Origin of the sequence: Nonomuraea bangladeshensis, assembly GCF_039529455.1 — a bacterium.
Taxonomy (GTDB): Bacteria; Actinomycetota; Actinomycetes; order Streptosporangiales; family Streptosporangiaceae; genus Nonomuraea; species Nonomuraea bangladeshensis.
This window is the reverse complement of record NZ_BAAAMV010000005.1, coordinates 620,686-638,939: the sequence shown is the minus strand read 5'-3', so window position 1 is coordinate 638,939 and position 18,254 is coordinate 620,686. Positions and strand designations below refer to the sequence as shown.

General features: G+C 73.2%; 15 protein-coding genes. 5 read left to right on the top strand and 10 right to left on the bottom strand.

Translation table 11 applies throughout. The features are described from left to right. The first annotated feature begins 55 nt into the window (after positions 1 to 55). The gene (locus ABD292_RS18855) at positions 56 to 910 is read left to right on the top strand and encodes a dihydrodipicolinate synthase family protein (RefSeq protein ID WP_344208841.1); all 855 of its coding nucleotides are present in this window, start codon (positions 56 to 58) and stop codon (positions 908 to 910) included. On the opposite strand, the gene ABD292_RS18850 is transcribed toward ABD292_RS18855, so the two are convergent. Genes ABD292_RS18850 through ABD292_RS18840 form a run of 3 tightly spaced genes read right to left on the bottom strand, consistent with a single transcriptional unit; the run spans position 905 to position 8,219 of the window. Beyond that, a complete protein-coding gene (locus tag ABD292_RS18850) occupies positions 905 to 5,722 on the bottom strand; it encodes a DNA repair ATPase (RefSeq protein WP_344208839.1) in 4,818 nt (1,605 codons plus the stop codon). The genes ABD292_RS18855 and ABD292_RS18850 overlap by 6 nt on opposite strands. Beyond that, complete coding sequence (locus ABD292_RS18845) at positions 5,719 to 7,725, bottom strand: flotillin family protein (protein WP_344208837.1); 2,007 nt, start codon at positions 7,723 to 7,725, stop codon at positions 5,719 to 5,721. Before ABD292_RS18845 ends, ABD292_RS18850 begins: the two co-directional genes overlap by 4 nt. Beyond that, positions 7,725 to 8,219 (bottom strand): hypothetical protein, encoded by a 495-nt coding sequence (locus ABD292_RS18840; protein ID WP_344208835.1) that lies wholly within the window; start codon positions 8,217 to 8,219, stop codon positions 7,725 to 7,727. Before ABD292_RS18840 ends, ABD292_RS18845 begins: the two co-directional genes overlap by 1 nt. Before the next feature lie 216 nt (positions 8,220 to 8,435). On the opposite strand from ABD292_RS18840, the gene ABD292_RS18835 reads away from it, so the two are divergent. Beyond that, on the top strand, positions 8,436 to 9,347 hold the full coding sequence (locus ABD292_RS18835; protein ID WP_344209109.1) for an NADP-dependent oxidoreductase: 912 nt from the start codon (positions 8,436 to 8,438) through the stop codon (positions 9,345 to 9,347). A gap of 49 nt (positions 9,348 to 9,396) precedes the next feature. Here the strand turns inward: ABD292_RS18835 and ABD292_RS18830 are convergent, their stop codons facing one another. Further along, complete coding sequence (locus tag ABD292_RS18830) at positions 9,397 to 10,311, bottom strand: aminoglycoside phosphotransferase family protein (RefSeq protein ID WP_344208832.1); 915 nt, start codon at positions 10,309 to 10,311, stop codon at positions 9,397 to 9,399. After that, positions 10,308 to 10,895 (bottom strand): TetR/AcrR family transcriptional regulator, encoded by a 588-nt coding sequence (locus ABD292_RS18825; RefSeq protein ID WP_344208829.1) that lies wholly within the window; start codon positions 10,893 to 10,895, stop codon positions 10,308 to 10,310. Before ABD292_RS18825 ends, ABD292_RS18830 begins: the two co-directional genes overlap by 4 nt. Before the next feature lie 84 nt (positions 10,896 to 10,979). On the opposite strand from ABD292_RS18825, the gene ABD292_RS18820 reads away from it, so the two are divergent. Then, positions 10,980 to 11,945, top strand: a complete 966-nt coding sequence (locus tag ABD292_RS18820) for an NADP-dependent oxidoreductase (protein ID WP_344208827.1) — start codon at positions 10,980 to 10,982, stop codon at positions 11,943 to 11,945. A gap of 9 nt (positions 11,946 to 11,954) precedes the next feature. On the opposite strand, the gene ABD292_RS18815 is transcribed toward ABD292_RS18820, so the two are convergent. Together ABD292_RS18815 and ABD292_RS18810 are read right to left on the bottom strand one after the other, a co-directional pair. After that, complete coding sequence (locus tag ABD292_RS18815) at positions 11,955 to 12,833, bottom strand: 1,4-dihydroxy-2-naphthoyl-CoA synthase (protein WP_344208825.1); 879 nt, start codon at positions 12,831 to 12,833, stop codon at positions 11,955 to 11,957. Positions 12,834 to 12,842: 9 nt separating this feature from the next. Then, a complete protein-coding gene (locus tag ABD292_RS18810) occupies positions 12,843 to 13,355 on the bottom strand; it encodes a PadR family transcriptional regulator (protein ID WP_344208823.1) in 513 nt (170 codons plus the stop codon). Between the two features lie 77 nt (positions 13,356 to 13,432). Between ABD292_RS18810 and ABD292_RS18805 the strand changes: the two genes are divergently transcribed. After that, positions 13,433 to 13,987 carry a DUF3159 domain-containing protein gene (locus ABD292_RS18805; protein WP_344208821.1) on the top strand — a complete coding sequence of 185 codons (555 nt, stop codon included), beginning with the start codon at positions 13,433 to 13,435 and terminating at the stop codon, positions 13,985 to 13,987. On the opposite strand, the gene ABD292_RS18800 is transcribed toward ABD292_RS18805, so the two are convergent. Then, positions 13,980 to 14,312: an ArsR/SmtB family transcription factor gene (locus ABD292_RS18800; RefSeq protein WP_020542962.1), complete on the bottom strand. Its 333-nt coding sequence runs from the start codon at positions 14,310 to 14,312 to the stop codon at positions 13,980 to 13,982. The two genes, ABD292_RS18805 and ABD292_RS18800, sit on opposite strands and share 8 nt — an antisense overlap. A gap of 87 nt (positions 14,313 to 14,399) precedes the next feature. On the opposite strand from ABD292_RS18800, the gene ABD292_RS18795 reads away from it, so the two are divergent. Continuing rightward, the gene (locus tag ABD292_RS18795) at positions 14,400 to 14,570 is read left to right on the top strand and encodes a DUF3073 domain-containing protein (RefSeq protein WP_344208818.1); all 171 of its coding nucleotides are present in this window, start codon (positions 14,400 to 14,402) and stop codon (positions 14,568 to 14,570) included. Positions 14,571 to 14,685: 115 nt separating this feature from the next. Here ABD292_RS18795 and ABD292_RS18790 read toward each other — a convergent pair whose 3' ends face one another. Both ABD292_RS18790 and ABD292_RS18785 read right to left on the bottom strand, forming a co-directional pair. Then, positions 14,686 to 15,585, bottom strand: a complete 900-nt coding sequence (locus tag ABD292_RS18790) for an alpha/beta fold hydrolase (protein ID WP_344208816.1) — start codon at positions 15,583 to 15,585, stop codon at positions 14,686 to 14,688. 4 nt (positions 15,586 to 15,589) lie between these two features. Then, positions 15,590 to 18,253: a helix-turn-helix transcriptional regulator gene (locus ABD292_RS18785; RefSeq protein WP_344208814.1), complete on the bottom strand. Its 2,664-nt coding sequence runs from the start codon at positions 18,251 to 18,253 to the stop codon at positions 15,590 to 15,592. Between the last annotated feature and the right edge of the window lies 1 nt (position 18,254).

Sequence of the window (18,254 nt, the reverse complement as noted above, 5' to 3'; positions counted from 1 at the left end):
GACGTCACGTATCCGAACTGGACCTTAAGGGTGGGCAGAGGCCAGGCTCGGAGGCATGTTGAGAGGAATCCACGTGCCGCTGGTCACCCCGTTCACGCCGGAGGGCGAGGTGGCCGCCGACGCCGTCGAGAAGCTCGCCTCCCAGGTCCTGGACGACGGCGCGGCCGGGCTGGTCGCGCTCGGCACCACCGGCGAGGTCGCCGCGCTCGACCCGGAGGAGCGGGCCCTGGTGATCGAGACCTGCGCCCGCGTCTGCGAGGGGCGCGGAGCGCTGCTCACGGTGGGGGTGGGCGGGAGCGACACCCGCACGACGGCCCGCGCGCTGCGCGCTCTGCCGGAGGGCGTGGGGGCGGCGCTGGTGACCGTCCCGTCGTTTCTGCGGCCCGGTGAGCGCGGCGTCGAGGCGCACTTCACGGCGCTGGCCGAGGAGACGCCGGTGCCGCTGGTGATCTACCACATCCCCTATCGGACCGGGCAGCAGGTCGGGGCGGCGACGCTGCGCAGGCTGGGGGAGCACCCGATGGTCGCCGGGGTCAAGTACGCGACAGGCGGCCTCGACCAGGACGCGCTCGACCTGCTCGGCGACCCGGTCGACGGGTTCGAGGTGCTGTGCGGCGACGACCTGTACGTCTCGCCGATGCTGGCGCTGGGGGCCGCGGGCGGCATCCTCGCCTCGGCCCACCTGCGCACGCGCGAGTTCGCCGACCTGGCGGACGCCTGGCACGCGGGCGACGTGCCCCGCGCCCGCGCGCTCGGGCACCGGCTGGCCGCCCTGTCGGCCGCGCTGTTCGCCGAGCCCAACCCGACCGTCCTGAAGGGCGTCCTGCACGCCCGGGGTCTCATCCCGACCCCGGACGTACGGCTGCCGCTGCTGCCCGCGAGCCCCGCATCGGTGGCCGCGGCCCTATAGCCGGCCGGCCTCCCTGATGGCCGTCCCGACCTCGCCCACCCGGTCGGCCAGCAGGCCGATCGCGCCCACCGTACGGGTGGCCGGGTCGTCCTCGGCGCCGCCGAGCGCCTTCGCCTTGAGGTAGGCGCGCTTGATCTCCGCCCACCTCTCGGCCCGCTCCGGGGTGAGCCTGCCGCGCAGCTCGGCCAGCTTGAGCAGGTTCGCCTCGGCGTCGGAGGTGAGCGTCTGGGCCTCGCCCAGGTAGTGATCGTCGATCACCGCCTCCAGCTCGTCCTCGTTCATGGCGGGGACGATCCGCTCGGCCAGCTTGTTCATGTTCCGGTAGGAGCCCTGCAGCCGGTACGGCGGCTCGGTGCGGGCCGCGTCCGACTGGCCCGCCGAGGCGATGTAGGCCCGGTTGTTGGCCAGCACGACCTCCTGCACCCGCGTCAGCTTGGCGAGGACGGCGAGGATCTGCTCCAGCTCCGGCTTCGTGTACGGGTGCCCGAGCTGGTCGGGGCGGACCGCAGGGTCGCCCTTCGCCAGCCGGATCAGCAGCTCCACGTCGGCGTGGTCGCGGCCGGCGAGCGGGGCCAGCACCGGGTTGCTGGTGAGCGCGTTGTCGACGTAGCTGAGCGCGAACAGCTCGTCCCTGCCGGACAGCACGTCGCCCAGGTTCCAGACGTCGGCCCGGTTGGCCAGCATGTCCGGGATGCGGAAGCGGCGGCCCGACTCGGTGTACGGGTTGCCCGCCATGCAGACCGCGAACCGCTTGCCGCGCAGGTCGTAGGTGCGGGTGCGGCCGTTCCAGACGCCCTCGATGCGGCGCTGGGCGTCGCAGAGCGAGATGAACTTCTGCAGCAGCTCCGGCGAGGTGTGCTGGATGTCGTCCAGGTAGAGCAGCGTGTTGTTGCCCGTCTCCAGCGCGAAGGAGATCTTCTCGACCTCCTGCCTGGCGGTGGCGTCGGGGGCCTCGGCCGGGTCGAGCGAGGTGACCCGGTGGCCGAGTGCGGGGCCGTTCACCTTGACGAAGACGAGGCCGAGCCGGCTGGCGACGTACTCCATGAGGGTGGTCTTGCCGTAGCCGGGCGGGGAGATGAGCAGGAGCAGCCCCATCTGGTCGGTGCGCTTGCCCGCGCCCGCCGCGCCGAGCTGCTTGGCCAGGTTGTCGCCGATCAGCGGCAGGTAGACCTCGTCGAGCAGGCGGTTGCGGACGAACGCGCTCATCACCTTCGGCCGGTACTCCTCCAGGCGCAGCCGGGCCCGCTCGGCCTCGACCAGCTCGGTGCGGCGGCGCTGGTAGGCCCGGTAGGCCGGCACCCGCTCCTCGCGGAAGCGGCGGGTGCGCGGCAGGAACTCCTCCAGCCGGATCTCCAGCGCCCGGTCCTTGACGCGGGGGTGGGAGCCGAGCAGGCCGGTCACCGTGGCGGTGGTGGCGGCGCTGGAATCGTGGCGGGGCAGGTCGCCGCAGAGCAGCGCGGCGACGGCCTCGGCCGTCTCCGGGCCCTGGTGGTAGGCGGTCAGCCAGGCGTGGGCGAGCTGCACCCGCTCGGGGAGCGGCACCGCCTCCAGGTCCTCCTCGAACTCCCGCGTCCGGTCCGGGCCGAGGCCGGCGCGGAACCCGTCGAGGACGTCGCGGGCCGCCTTGCTGGTCACGAACCCGTCCGGGCCGCTCCCCAGCTCCTCGACCAGGTACTCGCCGGCCGCCGCCGTGTCCTCCGCCGCACCGGCGCCCAGCTCCGCCACGAAGGCGGCGATCAGCGCGCCGAGCTCGCCGGCCAGGGCGTCCAGCGCGGGCGTGGGGCCGAACAGGTCGCGGGCACGGGTCAGCGACACGGCCCGGGTGGCGAATGTTTTACGTGAAACATCATCGGTCCCGAACGCCCAGAAGAGCTGGGCCAGGGCCCGCGCCTCCGGTGCATAGCGGAGCAGCCCCGCGCTCTCACGCAGCCGGACCAGCACGTCCAGGATGGCGGCCGCGTCGTGGTCGTGGACGCCGCGCTCGTAGCCCTCGTCGTAGCGGGACTCGGCGGCCTGGCGTACGAGGTCGGCGAGCGGCGCGCCGGGGGCGACGGCGGGCAGGAGCGAGGCGGCCAGGTGCTCGGCCCGGTAGACGTCGGCGGTCTCCGAGACGAGGAGCTGGTCCCAGAACGGCCGCGTGTCGGCGAACGAGGCGGGCGTGGGGGAGCGGTAGTCGGTGCCGGTGATGGCGAAGTGCATGGTGCCGTCGTGCGGGACCAGCGTCAGGTCGATCGGCTGGGTGTTGACCGCGAAACGGTGGTGACCGAGCCGCAGCACCTCGCCGCCGTCGGAGAACAGCTCCAGGCGGTCCCGCAGGGCCCGCCCCGCCTCCTGCTGGGCGGCCTTGACCCGCCCGTCCAGCTCCTCGGCCCGTACGGCGTCGCCCAGCGACCGCAGCTCCCCGGCCGTCGCACGCACCTTGGCCACCATGGGGTCGGTGGCGAAGTAGGTGTTGACCTCGTCCGGGGAGGTGAGCGTCCCGAGCCGCCGGGTGATCGCCCCCAGCACCCGCTCGGCCGAGGCGAACAGCCGGTCGGCCCGCCGCGCCAGCTCGTCGAGCTGCGCCTGCTTGCGCGCCGAGAACGCCTCGTAGACGTCGTCCCGCTTTGCGGCCAGCTGGGCGGCGAAGTCGTCGAACTCCCCGAAACGCGACTCCAGGCCCTCCAGCCGCAGCATGAGCCGGCCGAGCTGCTCGTCGCACGCGGCGGGCGTGCCGGCCACCGCCAGCGCCCCCGTCACGGCCTGGCCGAGCAGCGCGAACTCGGCGGCGAACGCGGCCCGCCCCTCGCTGCCCAGCAGCTCGCGCCGCCGCCCGTCGAGGAGGGCCCGCGCCCGGTTCACGCCGCCCAGGACCTCGGCGATGCGCGCCAGCACGGACGTGCGCACGGTCGCGTCGGCGATCTCCAGCGAGCCGACGACCTCGGTCACCACCTCCAGCCCCTCGCCCTGCTCGGCGAGCCGCTCGGCGACGGGCGCGGCCTCGGCGACCGTCGCGATCGCGGCGGCCTCGGCGGCGAGGCGCTCGACGGCGGCCTGGTAGGAGGTGAACGCGTCCGCGCCGGACAGGAAGTCCACCGCCCGCCGCCCGGTCGCGGCCAGCTCCTCGGCCACGGACTCCGCCAGGACGTCCAGGGCGGCCAGGTCGATGTAGCGGACCTCGCGCAGCGTCACCAGGTGGCCCTGCGCCCTGCGCAGCGCGGCGAGCGTGCCCACCCAGGCGTCGGCGCTCTCCGGGCTGTCGGCGCGGGCCTGCCTGACCAGGTGGGTGGTCTCCTCCGTGGCCCGGTCGAGGGTGTCGCGGGCCTGGCGGGTGAGCTGCTCGACGTTCTCGTACTCGTCGAGCACCTGCTCGGCGGTGGCCCGTACGTCGGCGAGCGGCCCGTGCAGGCCGTGCTCGCCGAGCCAGTGGTAGGAGTCGAAGGCCCGCGCGCAGGCCGCGATCAGCCCTTCGAACGTCCCCGCCGACGGCGCCATCTCCTCGACCATTCTGGCCACGGACAGGCAGTCGGAGATGCCGCGCACCAGCTCGGCGTTGCCGATGCGCTCCAGCGGATGGTCACCGGCCGGCTGGGCGGCGGCGAAGGTGTCGGAGACGTACGGCGTCTGCCACACCTGCATCGGGTGGACCCGGGTCGGCTCCTCGGAGGTGGCGCGGAAGACCACCATCGTGCCGTCGTCGAAGAGCGAGTACCCGTGACAGACGATGGGCGTGGCCACCTCCTTCCTGATCACGTTGTACGGCAGCAGCAGCGAGCGCCCGTCCTCCCGCGCGTGGAAGACGTACAGCACGTCCTCGCCGTTGGGCGCCCGGACCACCCGCTCGAACTCCAGGTCGCTCACGTCCGTGTCGAACGTCCTGCTGACCCCGGTCGACAGGTAGTAGCCGCCGGGGAAGATGAAGCCCTGGTCCTCGGGCAGGCGCCGGCACGCCTGGCCGATGCCGTCCAGCCGGTCGACGCCCTTCGTACGGGTGTTGAAGACCAGGTGCCGCCACTCGGTCTCCTTGTACGGCCGGATCCGCATGAGGATGAGCGGGCCCACGCGGGCGTACTCGACGTCGGCGTCGGCGAGGCTCTGCAGCGGCTCGCTGACCGGCTCGCTGTAGATGCCCGCGCCGGTCTCGGTGTTGTCCTCGATCTTGATCGTGAGGTCGCCGCCCACGGTCTCGACGAACACCTCGCCCGCGATCGAGATGTGCGGATGCCGGCCCAGGACGTGGTCGTCGCGGGTGGTCGGTGTCCACTCGAAGTCGTGCGACGGCGGGAACACGTGGTCGCGCTCGCCCCGGTTGTCCAGGTACGTCGGCACGCCGGCCGCGTCCACGGCCCAGCGCAGCACCCGCAGGTCGGCCGGGCCGGTCCTGAACACCGCCAGCAGCTTGCCGTCCACCCGGCGGAGCTGCTGGAGCCGGGTCTCCTTGTAGTAGCGGTAGAGCTCGGCGAAGTCCTTGGCGAACGCCGGATCGGCCAGCGCCTCCAGCCGGTCCGCCGCGAAACCGAAGCGGTCGCCGTCACGGCTGAAGCGGTGCACGGCGAACACGTCGGCCACGCGCGTCTCGGGCTTCAGCCCGATGAAGACGTTGTAGCCGAACAACATCACGCCGCCGACCGAGACGATGTCCCTGGGGACGCAGTTGTTCTCCGTACGGATACGCTCGGTGCCGAGCAGGCGCAGCTCCGCGCCGCCGAACACCTTCAGCCGCTCCCCGTTGAGCGCCCCGGCGGCTGCCGCCAGGGCCTTGGCCTGGGCCTGGAGGCGGTTCCGCAGAACCTCGTACGTCCCCGCCTCCAGCCCCGCTCCCGTCACGCTCACTTGGCCCCGGCCAGCGCGTTCACCGGGGAGTCCGCCACGCCGAGGCGGCGCGCGGTGTCCAGCAGCTCGCCCATGGCGCCGGCCTGCGGGCCGCCGTCCTGGATGAGCTTCATGAGCAGCGCGGAGACGGTGACGTTCTTCAGGTCCTCGGTGCTGATCCCGCCGACGACCCGCGCGAGGTCGGCGGCGATGCTGGCCTGCCCGTTGACGTACGGCGCCGCGAGCGCCGTGGCGACCTGCGAGTGCTCCACGAACCCGTCCACGGCCTTGCCCGCCGTGATCGAGCCGATGACCTTCTCGAAGAACGTCGACTCGCCGCCCACGATGTCGATGTTGGCGTTGGTGAGCCCGGCGGCCAGCACCCCGGCCTGCGACTCGGCCACGGCGCGGGAGACGTCGATGTGCTTGAGCCTGATCTCCTTCTCGGCCTCCAGCCGCAGGCGGTACTCCTCGTGCGCCCGGCTCGCCTCGTCCAGCGCGGCCAGCGCGGCGGCCTTCTCGGTGAGGCCCTCGGCCTCGGACTTCAGCTTCTCGCCCACCGCGGCGGCCTCGGCGGCCAGCTTCTCGCGCAGCGCGACGGCCTCGGCGCGGCCGACCTTCTCGATGGCCGCGGCGTCGCGCTCCTTGACCTGCACCTGGGCCAGCCCGCTCGCCGCGGCCTCGGCCTGCACGCCCTCGGCGAGCCGGATCTTGGCCCGTGCCTCCAGCTCGGCGGCCTGCTGACGGGACTCGGCCAGCACCAGCTCCTCGCGGGCCCTGAACTTCGCGGCGGCCTCGGCGGCCTCGGCGGCCTTGATGTCCTTGACCAGGTTCTCCTGGGCCTCGGCCTCGGCGGCGATGACGACCTGCTGGCGGGTGCGCTCGGCCTCCTCGACCACGCGCAGCCGCTTGATGGCCTCCTCCTGCTCGGCCACGGTCTTGTCGACGGCGACGCGCTCGCGGATGACCTCGGCGATGAGCCGCTTCTCGGACTCGACCTCCTTGTCCTTGGCGATGCGCGACAGCTCGGTCTCCCGCTCGCGGGCGATGACCTCCAGGACGCGGTCCTTCTCGATGCGCTCGCTCTCGATCGCGATGACCCGCTCGCGGTTCTTCTCGGCGACGGCGACCTCGCGGGCGAGGTTCTCGCGCTGGACGCCGATCGACTCGTCGGCCTTGATGTTGGCGCTCTGGGCGCGCAGCCGCTCCTCGGCCTGGACGCGGGCGATCTCCGCCTCCTCGCGGGCCTTGACGGTCTCGATCTCGCGCCGCTGCTTCAGCTCGGCGTCGGCCTGGCGGCGCTGGAGCTCGAGAATGGCCTCGCGGGCGTCGACGTTCTGGCGGGTGATCTCCTTCTCCTCCTGGCGCTGGAACTCGTTCGTGCGGACGTGCTCGATGGCCGTCAGCTCGGTGATCTTCCTGATGCCCTGCGCGTCGAGGATGTTGTTCTTGTCGAGCTGGACCATGCTGGTCTGCTCGAGGTAGTCGATGGCGGCGTCCTCCAGGCTGTAGCCGTTGAGGTCGGTGCCGATGAGCCGGACGATCTCGTCACGGAACTCGTCCCGCTTGGTGTAGAGGTCGACGAAGTCGAGGTGCTTGCCGGCGGTCTTCAGCGCCTCCGAGAACTTCGCGTTGAACAGCGCCTGCAGCGTGGCCTCGTCGCTGGCGCGGGCGGTGCCGATGGCCTGGGCGACCTTGATGACGTCCTCGGCGGTCTTGTTCACCCGGACGAAGAAGGTGATCCTGATGTCCGCCCTGATGTTGTCCCGGCAGATCAGGCCCTCGCGGCCGGTCCGCTCGATCTCGATGGTCTTGACCGAGATGTCCATGACCTCGGCCTTGTGGACGACGGGCAGCACGACCGCGCCCGTGAACGTGACGTCCACCTTGTTGACTTTCGAGACGATGAGCGCCTTGCCCTGTTCGACCTTACGGAAAAGCCGGCCGATGATGACGATCAGACCGATCGCAACAACCAGGACAACCGCTAGGAATACCCCGAACCCTGTCGAGATGACGTCCATCAAAACCCACTTTCGTGCGGCATGACCAAGAAGAACTCGCCGTCTTTGTCGTAGTCGAAGATGAGGGCCCGCTCGCCGCGGGACAGGCGGTCGGCGCCGGTCGTACGGACCTGCACCAGCGCGGTCGAGCCGTCGGCCGCGGTGACCTCGGCCTGGCCGAAGTCGGGGGTCGCCGAGCCGGTGCGGATGACGCACGGCCGGCCGACGAAGTCGCCGCGCGAGTGCCGGTCCCCGTCAGGGACCAGCCGGCGCAGCGGCTTGAGCAGGCCGCGGGTGACGAGCCAGGCGAGGCCGGCGGCGGCGAAGGGCACGGCGATCAGCGGGCCGCCGCTCACGACCTGGCTGCCGATCAGGCACAGCAGCCAGGCGGTCGCGATCAGCAGGGAGAGCGTGACGCCGGCCGGAGCTCCCCCGAGGCCCAGCCAGACGGCGTCGCCGTCGTCCAGCTCCAGAACGCCGGTCACGACGATGAGCCAATAACCGACGACCACCACGAGAAGGAAGCTGAAAACGACAGTCGGAAAACTCAACACCGCGCTGAAGAACTCGCCCATCTTGCCCCGTTGTATCCATCCCCGTATCGATGTCTCGACGGACTATATCTATATAAAGTGCGAGTAAAGAGGAAAGTTCCCGAAATGGGATGCAAAGTCCGGCGGACTTGATCTCAACCTAGGTTGAGGTAGCACGCTGGTCCCATGACTGAGTCGATGAGGGCCGCGGCGTTCGCCACGCCGGGCGGCCCCGAAGTGCTGAAGGTGATGGAGCTGCCGGCCCCGCAGGCGGGGCCGGGCGAGGTGCGGGTGCGCGTGCGTGCGGCCGGGGTGCAGCCCTTCGACACGGCGGTACGGGGCGGCTGGCTGCCGCCGTACCTGGGCGAGGTGAGCTTCCCCCGCATTCCCGGCAACGAGTTCGCCGGGGTGGTGGACCAGGTCGGCGAGGGCGTGCGCGGCGTGGCCGCAGGGGACGAGGTGCTGGGCTTCTCCCGGCTGTTCGCCTACGCCGAGTACGTCGTGGTGCCCGCGACGGACGTGGCGCCCAAGCCGGCCGGCGTGCCCTGGGAGGTGGCCGGCGGGCTGACCGCGGGCGTGCAGACCGCCGAGCTGGCCCTTGACGAGCTCGGCCTGAAGGAGGGGGAGACGCTGCTCGTGCACGGCGCGGCCGGAGCCGTCGGCACGGCCGCCGTGCAGATCGCCCGCATGCGCGGCGCGCGGGTGATCGGCACCGCCCGCGAGGTCAACCACGACCACCTGCGCGAGCTCGGCGCCGAGCCGGTCACGTACGGCGAGGGGCTGGCCGGCCGGGTGCGGGCGCTCGCGCCCGACGGCGTGGACGCCGCCCTGGACGGCGCCGGGGGGCACGCGCTGGAGGTCTCGCTGGAGCTGGTCGCCGACCCCGGCCGCATCGTCACGCTGGTCGAGCACGGGCGGGCCGCCGAGCTGGGGGTGCGGACGGTGCGCGGCGAGCGCACGGCCGAGCGGCTGGGGCGCTACGCCAGGCTGTACGCCGAGGGACGGTTCGCTTGGCCGGTGCGGCGGACGTACGCGCTGGCGGAGGCGGCGGAGGCCCACCGCGAGATCGAGACCGGCCACGGCCGGGGCAAGGTCGTGCTGACGCTCTAGAGCCGGCGATCGTGCCGACCGGCCCAGGTCGGCGGCGTTGCCGGCCGGTCTACAGGCGGGGGCGGAGCGCGGTGGCGAGCGTGACGTGCGTCTCGGCGAGGTGGTCGGCCCCTGCCTCGACGTCCCACAGGGCGTTCTGCAGCACCCGGCCCAGCGTCCAGCGGGCCGCCCGGCCGGGGTCGAGGCCGAGCCCGGCCGTCATCAGGTCGAAGCGGCGCAGCACCGCCCGCCCCACGTCGCCGGTCGCCACCAGGTCGTCCCACCGGTTGTGCAGCGCGGGCAGCAGGTCGAAGCCGGGGTCGCCGGCCAGCGGCTTGGGGTCGATGGCCAGCCACGGCTCGCGGTCGGCCGCCAGCACGTTGTCGTAGTGCAGGTCCCAGTGCAGCAGCCGGTCGCCGGGCTCGGCCACGACCTCGGCGAGCGCGCCGGCGCAGTGGCGCAGCAGGCGGCGGTCCGGCTCGCGCGGCAGCGCGGCCAGCGCCTGGTCCACGTCGTCCAGCATGTCCTGGGCGATGTCCGCCAGGCGGCGCAGGCCGGACGGGGCGGGACGGCCGGTCAGGCGGGCGAGGAGGGCGGTGAGGATCTCCAGCGCCGCCAGGTCGTCGGGCAGCGCCGACAGCGAGCGCTCGGCGTGCAGGCGTTCCAGCAGCAGGGTGCCGGTGGCGGGGTCGGCGGCGAGCAGGCGGACCGCGCCGTCGCCGTCCCAGGCGCGCAGGCCGACGGCCTCGGTGGCGTTCTCGTCGTTGACCGGCTGCAGCTTGAGCGCGGCCTGCGTGCCGTCCGCGCGGATCACCGGCAGCACCAGGGACACCACGCCGTGGCCGGGCTCGCCGTCCGGCCGCAGCTCCCACTCCTCCAGGTAGCGCTCGGCCAGCGCGGGCAGTCCGGCCGACCAGGCGCGGCCGGCCTCGCCGTCCCACTTGACATGCGAGGCGGTCAGCGCCTCCGGGACCACGATCCTCACGGGCGACCCGCCGCCGCCGGGCGCAGGCCGTCGAGGACGAGCCCGAGGAGGTGGTCGCGCCGGGCGGACAGCGACGGGGCCTGCTCGGCGATCCAGCCGACGGCGTTGACCAGCGCGAACAGGTCGATCCCCGTCACGTCGGAGCGGACCAGCCCCGCCTGCTGGGCGTTGCTCAGCAGCCGGCCCGCGGTCTGCCGCATGGCGAGGCAGGAGGCGTGCAGCGAGGAGTTCTCGTCCTCCAGCGTCGCCATCACCGAGCTGGTCAGGCCCCGGTAGACGGTGGTGAAGGCGGCGTACTCGGCCAGCCATTCGGTCAGGGCGTCCGCCGGCGTGTGCGTGGTCTCCAGTGCGGCGGCCGTGGCGGCGAGCCGGTCGAAGCGCTCGCCGAGCAGCGTCTCCAGCAGCTCGTCCCTGGTCGGGAAGTGGCGGTAGAGCGTGCCGAGGCCGATGCCGGCGCGGCGGGCGATGTCGCGGAGCGAGGCCTGGGTGCCCTGCTCGGCGACGACGGCGTGGGCCACCTCCAGGATGCGCGCGTGGTTGCGGCGCGCGTCCAGGCGGGGGGCGCGGGTCTGCTTCTCCGTCACGTGATCCGTTCCCATTGTATGTGGAGCACTGCTCCGGTTATATTGCGGAGCAGTGCTCCACATCGTACCGGAGAGGACATCACCATGCCCGAGAAGATGATGACCGCCGTCCGCGTGCACCGGGTCGGCGGGCCCGAGGTGCTGGTGCCCGAGGAGGTCCCGGTCCCCGAGCCGGGGCCGGGCGACGTGCTCGTCCGCGTCCACGCCGCCGGGCTCAACCCGCCCGACTGGTACGCCAGGTCGGGCTACTCGATCATCCCCGAGGACCTGCGGCCGAAGCGGGCTCTGCCCTTGATCCCGGGCACGGACGTGTCGGGCGTGGTCGCCGCGCTCGGCCCCGGCGTCACCGAGTGGCAGGTCGGGGACGAAGTGTTCGGCCTGCTGCGCTTCCCCGAGGGCGGCGGCCGGGCCTACGCCGAGTACACCACCGCGCCCGCTTCCCATCTGGCCCGCAAGCCGGCCGCGCTGGACCACGTCGAGGCGGCGGGCGTGCCGATGGCCGGGCTCACCGCCTACCAGTTCCTCTTCGACCTGGTCCGGCTCGAACCGGGCAGGACCGTGCTGGTCAACGGCGCGGCCGGCGGCGTCGGCCACTTCCTCGTCCAGCTCGCGAGGACGAAGGACGCCCGCGTGATCGGCGTCGCCTCGGGACGCCACGAACGTTTCCTGCGCGACCTCGGCGTGGACGAGTTCGTCGACTACACCATGACCGCCGCCGAGGACGTCGTACGCGGCGTCGACCACCTCTTCGACACCGTCGGCGGCCCGCACGGGCACCGCTTCCTCGCGGTGCTCAGACGGGGCGGCACCATCAGCCCCGTCTTCCTCGGCGAGTATCACCCCGACCGCGCCGCCGAGCTGGGCATCACCTTGGTGCAGGGGCAGGTGCGCTCCGACGGCGCGCAAATGGCGGAGCTGGCCCGCCTGGCCGACGCCGGCCGGCTGCGGGTCGGCGTCGACAGCGTCTTCCCGCTCGCCGACGCCGCCAAGGCCCACGAGCGGGCGGAACGCGGCCACATCCAGGGCAAGATCGTCCTGCGGGTGGCCTGACGGCCCGCCCTAGAAGTGCCAGGGGAAGGGCGACCAGTCGGGCTCGCGCTTCTCCAGGAACGAGTCACGGCCCTCGGCCGCCTCGTCCGTCATATAGGCGAGCCGCGTCGCCTCGCCCGCGAACACCTGCTGCCCGACCAGCCCGTCGTCGATCAGGTTGAAGGCGAACTTGAGCATCCGCTGCGCGGTCGGCGACTTGCCGTTGATCTTGCGGGCCCACTCCAGCGCCGTGCTCTCCAGCTCGGCGTGCGGCACCACCCGGTTGACCATGCCCATGCGGTGGGCGTCCTCGGCGGTGTAGGTGTCGCCGAGGAAGAAGATCTCCCGCGCGAACTTCTGCCCGACCTGCCGGGCGAGGTAGGCCGAGCCGAAGCCGCCGTCGAAGCTGGCGACGTCGGCGTCGGTCTGCTTGAAGCGGGCGTGCTCGGCGCTGGCCAGCGTGAGGTCGGACACGACGTGGAGGCTGTGGCCGCCGCCCGCGGCCCAGCCGGGCACCACGCAGATCACGACCTTCGGCATGAAGCGGATGAGCCGCTGCACCTCCAGGATGTGCAGGCGGCCGGTCGAGGCCGAGCCGTCGGCGTACTGGTAGCCGTCCTTGCCCCTGATGCGCTGGTCTCCGCCGGAGCAGAAGGCCCAGCCGCCGTCCTTGGGCGAGGGGCCGTTGCCGGTGAGCAGCACGCAGCCGACGTCGGTCGTCTGCCGGGCGTGGTCGAGCGCCCGGTAGAGCTCGTCCACCGTCTGCGGGCGGAAGGCGTTGCGCACCTCGGGCCGGTTGAAGGCGATGCGCACGGTGCCCTGGTCGACCGCCCGGTGGTAGGTGATGTCGGTGAAGTCGAATCCCTCGACCGCCTGCCACGCCTTGGGATCGAACAGCTCGGAGACCATGGCAGGAGCCTACTTGATCTGGCTCTCCGCCCACTCGGCCCACTCCCGCTGGACCTGGCTCAGGCGCAGGCCGTACTCCAGGGCGATGCGGCCGTAACGGGACAGGTCGTCGGTGCCGCTCTCCACGAACGGGCGGATGCCCTCCATGTGCGCCAGCCGCTCGGCCGCGAGGTCGGCCTGCTCGCGCAGGTAGGCACGGGCCCGCTCGGGCGGGATCCGCCCGAGGAAGAACACCCGGAGCAGCATGTCGCTGCGGTTGACCCGGGTCGGCTCGACGTCGGTGATCCAGCGGCGCAGCTCGGCCAGGCCGTCCTCGGTGATTGCGTACTCCTTGCGGCCCCGCGGCCCCTCCGCGGCCACCGTGACGAGGCCGGCGTCGGCGAGCTTGCCCAGCTCGGCGTAGAGCTGGCTCTGCGTGGCCGGCCAGGTGTTGGACAGCGAGACGTCGAACAGCTTCATCAGGTCGTAGCCGCTCGCGGGTCCCTCGGAGAGCAGTCCCAGCACGGCGTGTCGAAGGCTCATATTCCTATATTGACATGTCGAAGAAGGAGGGTCTAGCTTCGACCTGTCACAATAGGAACGTCGGAAGGTTCGGGGACATGCGTGGTCTGCTCGGTTTCCTGCCCTGGATCGTCTACGCCGTGATCGCGACCGGCGACGAGTGGCGCTGGGGCGCCATCGCCGGCCTGGTCATCGCGGCCGGGCTCGTCCTGGTGGACCGGCGGGCCGGGCGGGGCTGGGACGAGATGGTCATCGAGACCAGCGCGGCGCTGTTCTTCGCCGGCCTGACGGCGCTCTCCCTGGCGGCCCCGCACTCGCCGCTCACACCGTACGGGCCCGCGCTGGTCAACGTGTGGCTGGCCGGCACGGCCTGGGGCTCGCTGGCCATCGGCAGGCCGTTCACGCTGGGCATCGCGCGGGCGGCGACGCCCCGCGAGGTCTGGGACACGCCGAGGTTCCGCCGCGTCAACGTGGTCATCACGGCGGTCTGGGCGGTGGCCTTCACCGCCGCGGCGATCTCGCTGACCATCGTCCTCGCGGCCGCGCCGCACGCCACCACGGCGGTGGTCGCCGTCAAGGTGCTCTCGTTCGCGCTGCCCGCCGTCTTCACGGCCTGGTATCCGAAGCGCGTGCGACGTCTGGCGGCTAGGTGACCTCGGCTCTCAGCTCGGCGAGCAGCTCCCCCTGGTCGGCGAGCATGTCGGTGAGGATCCGGCGGGCGGCGCCGAGCAGATCGGCCAGCTCGGGCGTGGCCAGCGTGTAGACCACCGTGCTGCCCTCGCGGATGGCGCTCACGATCCCCGCTCTGCGCAGGACCGCGAGCTGCTGGGAAAGGCTCGACGGCTCGATGTCGATCTGGGCCAGCAGGTCCCTGACGGGTAGGGGCCCTTCCTGAAGAAGCTCCAACACTCTGATGCGAGCGGGGTGGCCGAGCGTACGGAAGAAGTCGGCCTTGGCCTGATAGACCTCCACGTGCATACTGCCCAGACTAATCCAGTGCAGTTGCATAATTCTTCAAGTCGTAACGTCGTTGGATAGTATGACGCCGGGGACTAGGGAGTAGCCATGGGTCGAGGAAGAGCCAAGGCGAAGCAGACGAAGGTCGCTCGCCAGCTGAAGTACGCCAACCACAACATCGACTACGACCGGCTTCGCGAGGAGCTGGGTGCCGACACGCGGCGCGAGGAGCTTTACCCCTCCACGGTGCCGGAGCAGGAGCCCGAGCGCGGGCGATGACCCGCCCGGCCCGGCAGGGCGGGCCGGTGCCCGCCGCGCCGGAGCCGGGCGGCGGGTGTCCCGCGACACGCCCGGGCGCGCATTCCGCGACACGCCCGGGCGTGAGGTCGGCGGGTCATGTCGCGGTGTGGCGGATGATCGCGGCGGCCAGCTCCGCGTGGACCTGGGGCGGCATCATGTGCCCCATCCCTTCGATCATCAGCAGCTCCGCGCCGGGGATCTGCTCGGCGATGATCGCTCCGTGCCCGGGCTTGGCGGGCTCGTGCGTGCCCTCGATCACCAGCGTCGGCGCCTGCACCCGCCCGAGCACGCCCTCCGGCTCGAAGTCCGGGCAGGCCGCGTGCGCCAGACGGTGGTTGACCACCGACGACAGGTCACGGGCCCGCTCCAGCACCCGCTCCTGGAGCCGGCGCTCGGCGTCCTCGTCGAACGGCAGCGCGGTGCCGTGCAGCACCCGCGCCTCGTCGATCATCCGTTGCACCTGCTCGCGCCGGTCGGCGGGCGGCGGCGCGGTGATCAGCTGCGTGTAGTACGCCGTGAACTCCGGCCGGGGCGGCGGCAGGCTTCCCTCCGGCTGCGGCTGCCCGGTGAGCGCCCGCAGGATGGTCTCGCCCTCGTGCCCGCCCAGCGGCGAGGAGCCGATCACGGTGAGGGTGCGCACCCGCTCCGGTCGCTCCACGGCGATGAACTGGCCGAGCAGGCCGCCCGCCGAGTGGCAGACGAGGTGCGCGGACTCCAGCCCGTAGGCGTCCATCACCCGCAGCACGTCGTCCTTGATGTCGTGCCAGGTGTAGGGCTGCTCGGCGAAGTCGAAGGTGGCCGAGCGGCCGGTGTCGCGGTGGTCGTACCTGATGACCCGGCGGCCCGCGGCGACCAGCCGCCCGACGAGCTCGTCCGGCCACAGGACGCCCTGCGTCATCGACCCCATCACCAGCAGGATCGGCGGGTGCGCCGGGTCGCCGAACTCCTCGGTCCAGAGGTCCACGCCGTCGGTCTCGATCATGTTCGTTGTCATGTGCTCAAGCTTGCCCGGCGCGGGCGCGGACGCCTTCCGTAGGACTACTGGCCTTCACCAGTAGCCCGGCCAGTTCAGTACGGGTCGTGATGCCGAGCTTGGGATAGATCTTGTACAGGTGGTACTCGACCGTGCGCGGGCTGAGGAACAGCCGGGCCGCGACCTCCTTGCTGGAGGCGCCCTCCGCCACCAGCCGCGCGATGCGCAGCTCCTGCGGCGTCAGCACGGTCTCCGGGTCGTCGGCGGCGGGCCGGGCCGCCTCGCCCGCCGCGCGCAGCTCGCCACGCGCCCGCTCCGCCCAGGGGGCCGCCCCCAGCCGCTCGAAGGTCTCCAGCGCCGCCCGCAGATGGTTCCTCGCCTGGCCGGGCCGCTGCGCGCGGCGCAGCCGCTCGCCGTACAGCAGCGCCGTGCGCGCCCGCTCCATCGGCTCGCCGTGCCGGCGCAGCGCCTCCTCGAACAGCTCGGCGTCCGCGCCGGGGGCGGCGAGCAGGGCGCGGCAGCGGGCCAGCAGCGCCCGCGCCTCGTCGGTGACGGCGTTGGCGACCCACTGCTCGTACGCGGCCAGCGCCTCCGCCGCCGCCTCGTGCTCGCCCGCCGCCAGGGCGGCCTCCACCCGGTCCGGGGTGGAACGCCAGGTCACCGTGGGATGGCCCGCGCCGGGGCCGGCCGCGGCCAGCGCCGCGAACCTGGCGTGCGCCGCCGCGTACCGGCCGAGGCCGAGGTCCAGGAGCGCCAGCGCGTACCCGGCGACGCCCGCGCGCAGGCCGATCCGGTGCGGGACGGCGATGGACAGCGCCTCCTCCGCCAGCTCGCGGCAGCGCTCCTCCTCGCCGCGCAGCGCGGCCACGACGGCCAGGTTGGCGAGGTGGGCGGCCACGGAGTTGGTGTAGCCGGCCTCGCGGGCGAGCTGCAGGCCCTCCTCGGCGACGGCGGCGCTCTCCGAGAGGCGGCCCTTGAAGCGCTCGCCCGTGGCCACGAACTCCAGCACGACCGGGAGCTGCCCCACCATCCCCGACACGCGGGCCGCGCGCCCGGCCCGCTCGACCAGCTCGGCGGAGACGTCGGCCTCGCCGAGATAGCTGGCCGCCGCCGACGCCCACAGCAGCTCCGCCGCCAGGGTCAGCTCGCCGGTACGGGCCAGCGCCCCGCGCAGCAGCTCGCCGCCGCTGCCGTCCTCCAGCATGGCGCCGATGCCGGCCACCACGTCGCGGAGGAAGCCGGGCGGGTGCGCCCGCGCCCGGCGGCCCAGCTCCACGATGGCCGCGACGTCGCCCACGTAGCTGGCGGCCTCGGAGGCGTCGGCCAGCATCTCGATGCCGTCGCCCGCGGCCAGGATCCTGACGGCCTCGGAGGCGTCGCCGCTGTTCAGCTCGAACCGGCCGCGCAGCTGCGCGATCTCCTCCAGCAGCCCGCCCTCCCCGTGCTCGGCCAGCTCGCGGGCCTCTGCGAGGTGGGTCTGGGCCTGGCCGGGGCGGCCGGCGAGCCAGGCGGCGGTGGCGGCGTCCTTGAGCCGTTCCGCCCTGCGCAGGGGGTCGGGGGTGAGCTCGGCGGCGCGGGCGAGCGCGGTGGCCGCGTCCCCGTGGCCGCCGCGCGTACGGGCCCGTCCGGCGGCGGCGGTCAGCTCGGCGGCGACCGTCTCGTCCGGGGCCAGCGCGGCGGCGGCCAGGTGCAGGGCCCGGCGGTCGCCGTCCACCAGGCCGGCCAGGGTGACGTGCGCGTCCCGTACCTCGGCCGACGTGGCGGCGGCGTGCACGGCCGAGCGCACGAGCGGGTGCCGGAACCTGACCGTCCCGTCGGCCACGGTCACCAGCCCGGCGGCCTCCACCTCGTGCAGCGCCTCCCCGGCGGCCCGTACGACGAGGGCGAGCTCCGCCTCCAGCGACGCGACCAGCAGGAACCGCCGGGCCTCCGGCGACAGCCTGGCCACCTGCTCGCCGAACAGCTGCGCGCCCCCCGGCAGTGGATCCGGCAGGGGAGCCTGCCCGGCCAGCTGCGCCGGCGACAGCGCGGCCACGCCCTCGCGCAGCACGAGCGGGTTGCCCCCGGTCAGGGCCGTCAGCCGCCGTACGACGTCGGGCGCGACGGGCCCGCCGGAGGCGAGCAGGGCGGCGCAGCTCTCCTCGTCGAGGCCGCCGACCCGCAGCTCGGGCACGCCCTTGAGCAGCGCGTCCCCGCGTACGGAGAACAGCACGGCGACCCGCTCGGTGCGCAGCCGCCTGGCCGCGAACAGCAGGGCGTCGGCCGAGGCCCGGTCCACCCACTGGACGTCGTCCACCAGGCACAGCAGCCCGTCCGCGGCCGCCGCCTCGGCCAGCAGCGACAGCACCCCCGCCCCCACCAGGAACCGGTCGGAGTGGGGGGTGTCCGCGAGGCCGAGGGCCGCGGAGAGCGCGTCGCGCTGCGGACCCGGCAGCGCGTCCAGCAGGCCGGTCACCGGGCGCAGGAGCTGGTGCAGGGCGGCGAAGGCGAGGTCGGACTCCGGCTCGATGCCGTCGGCGCGCAGCACCCGCATCCCGCTCGCGGCCGCGAGGGAGGCGGCCAGGTCGAGGAGGGCGGACTTGCCCACGCCGGCCTCCCCGCGCAGCGCCAGAGCGCCGCCCTCACCGTCGCGGGCCGAGTCGAGCAGGAGCGTGACGGCGGTGGTCTCCGCGGCTCTCCCATAAAGCACG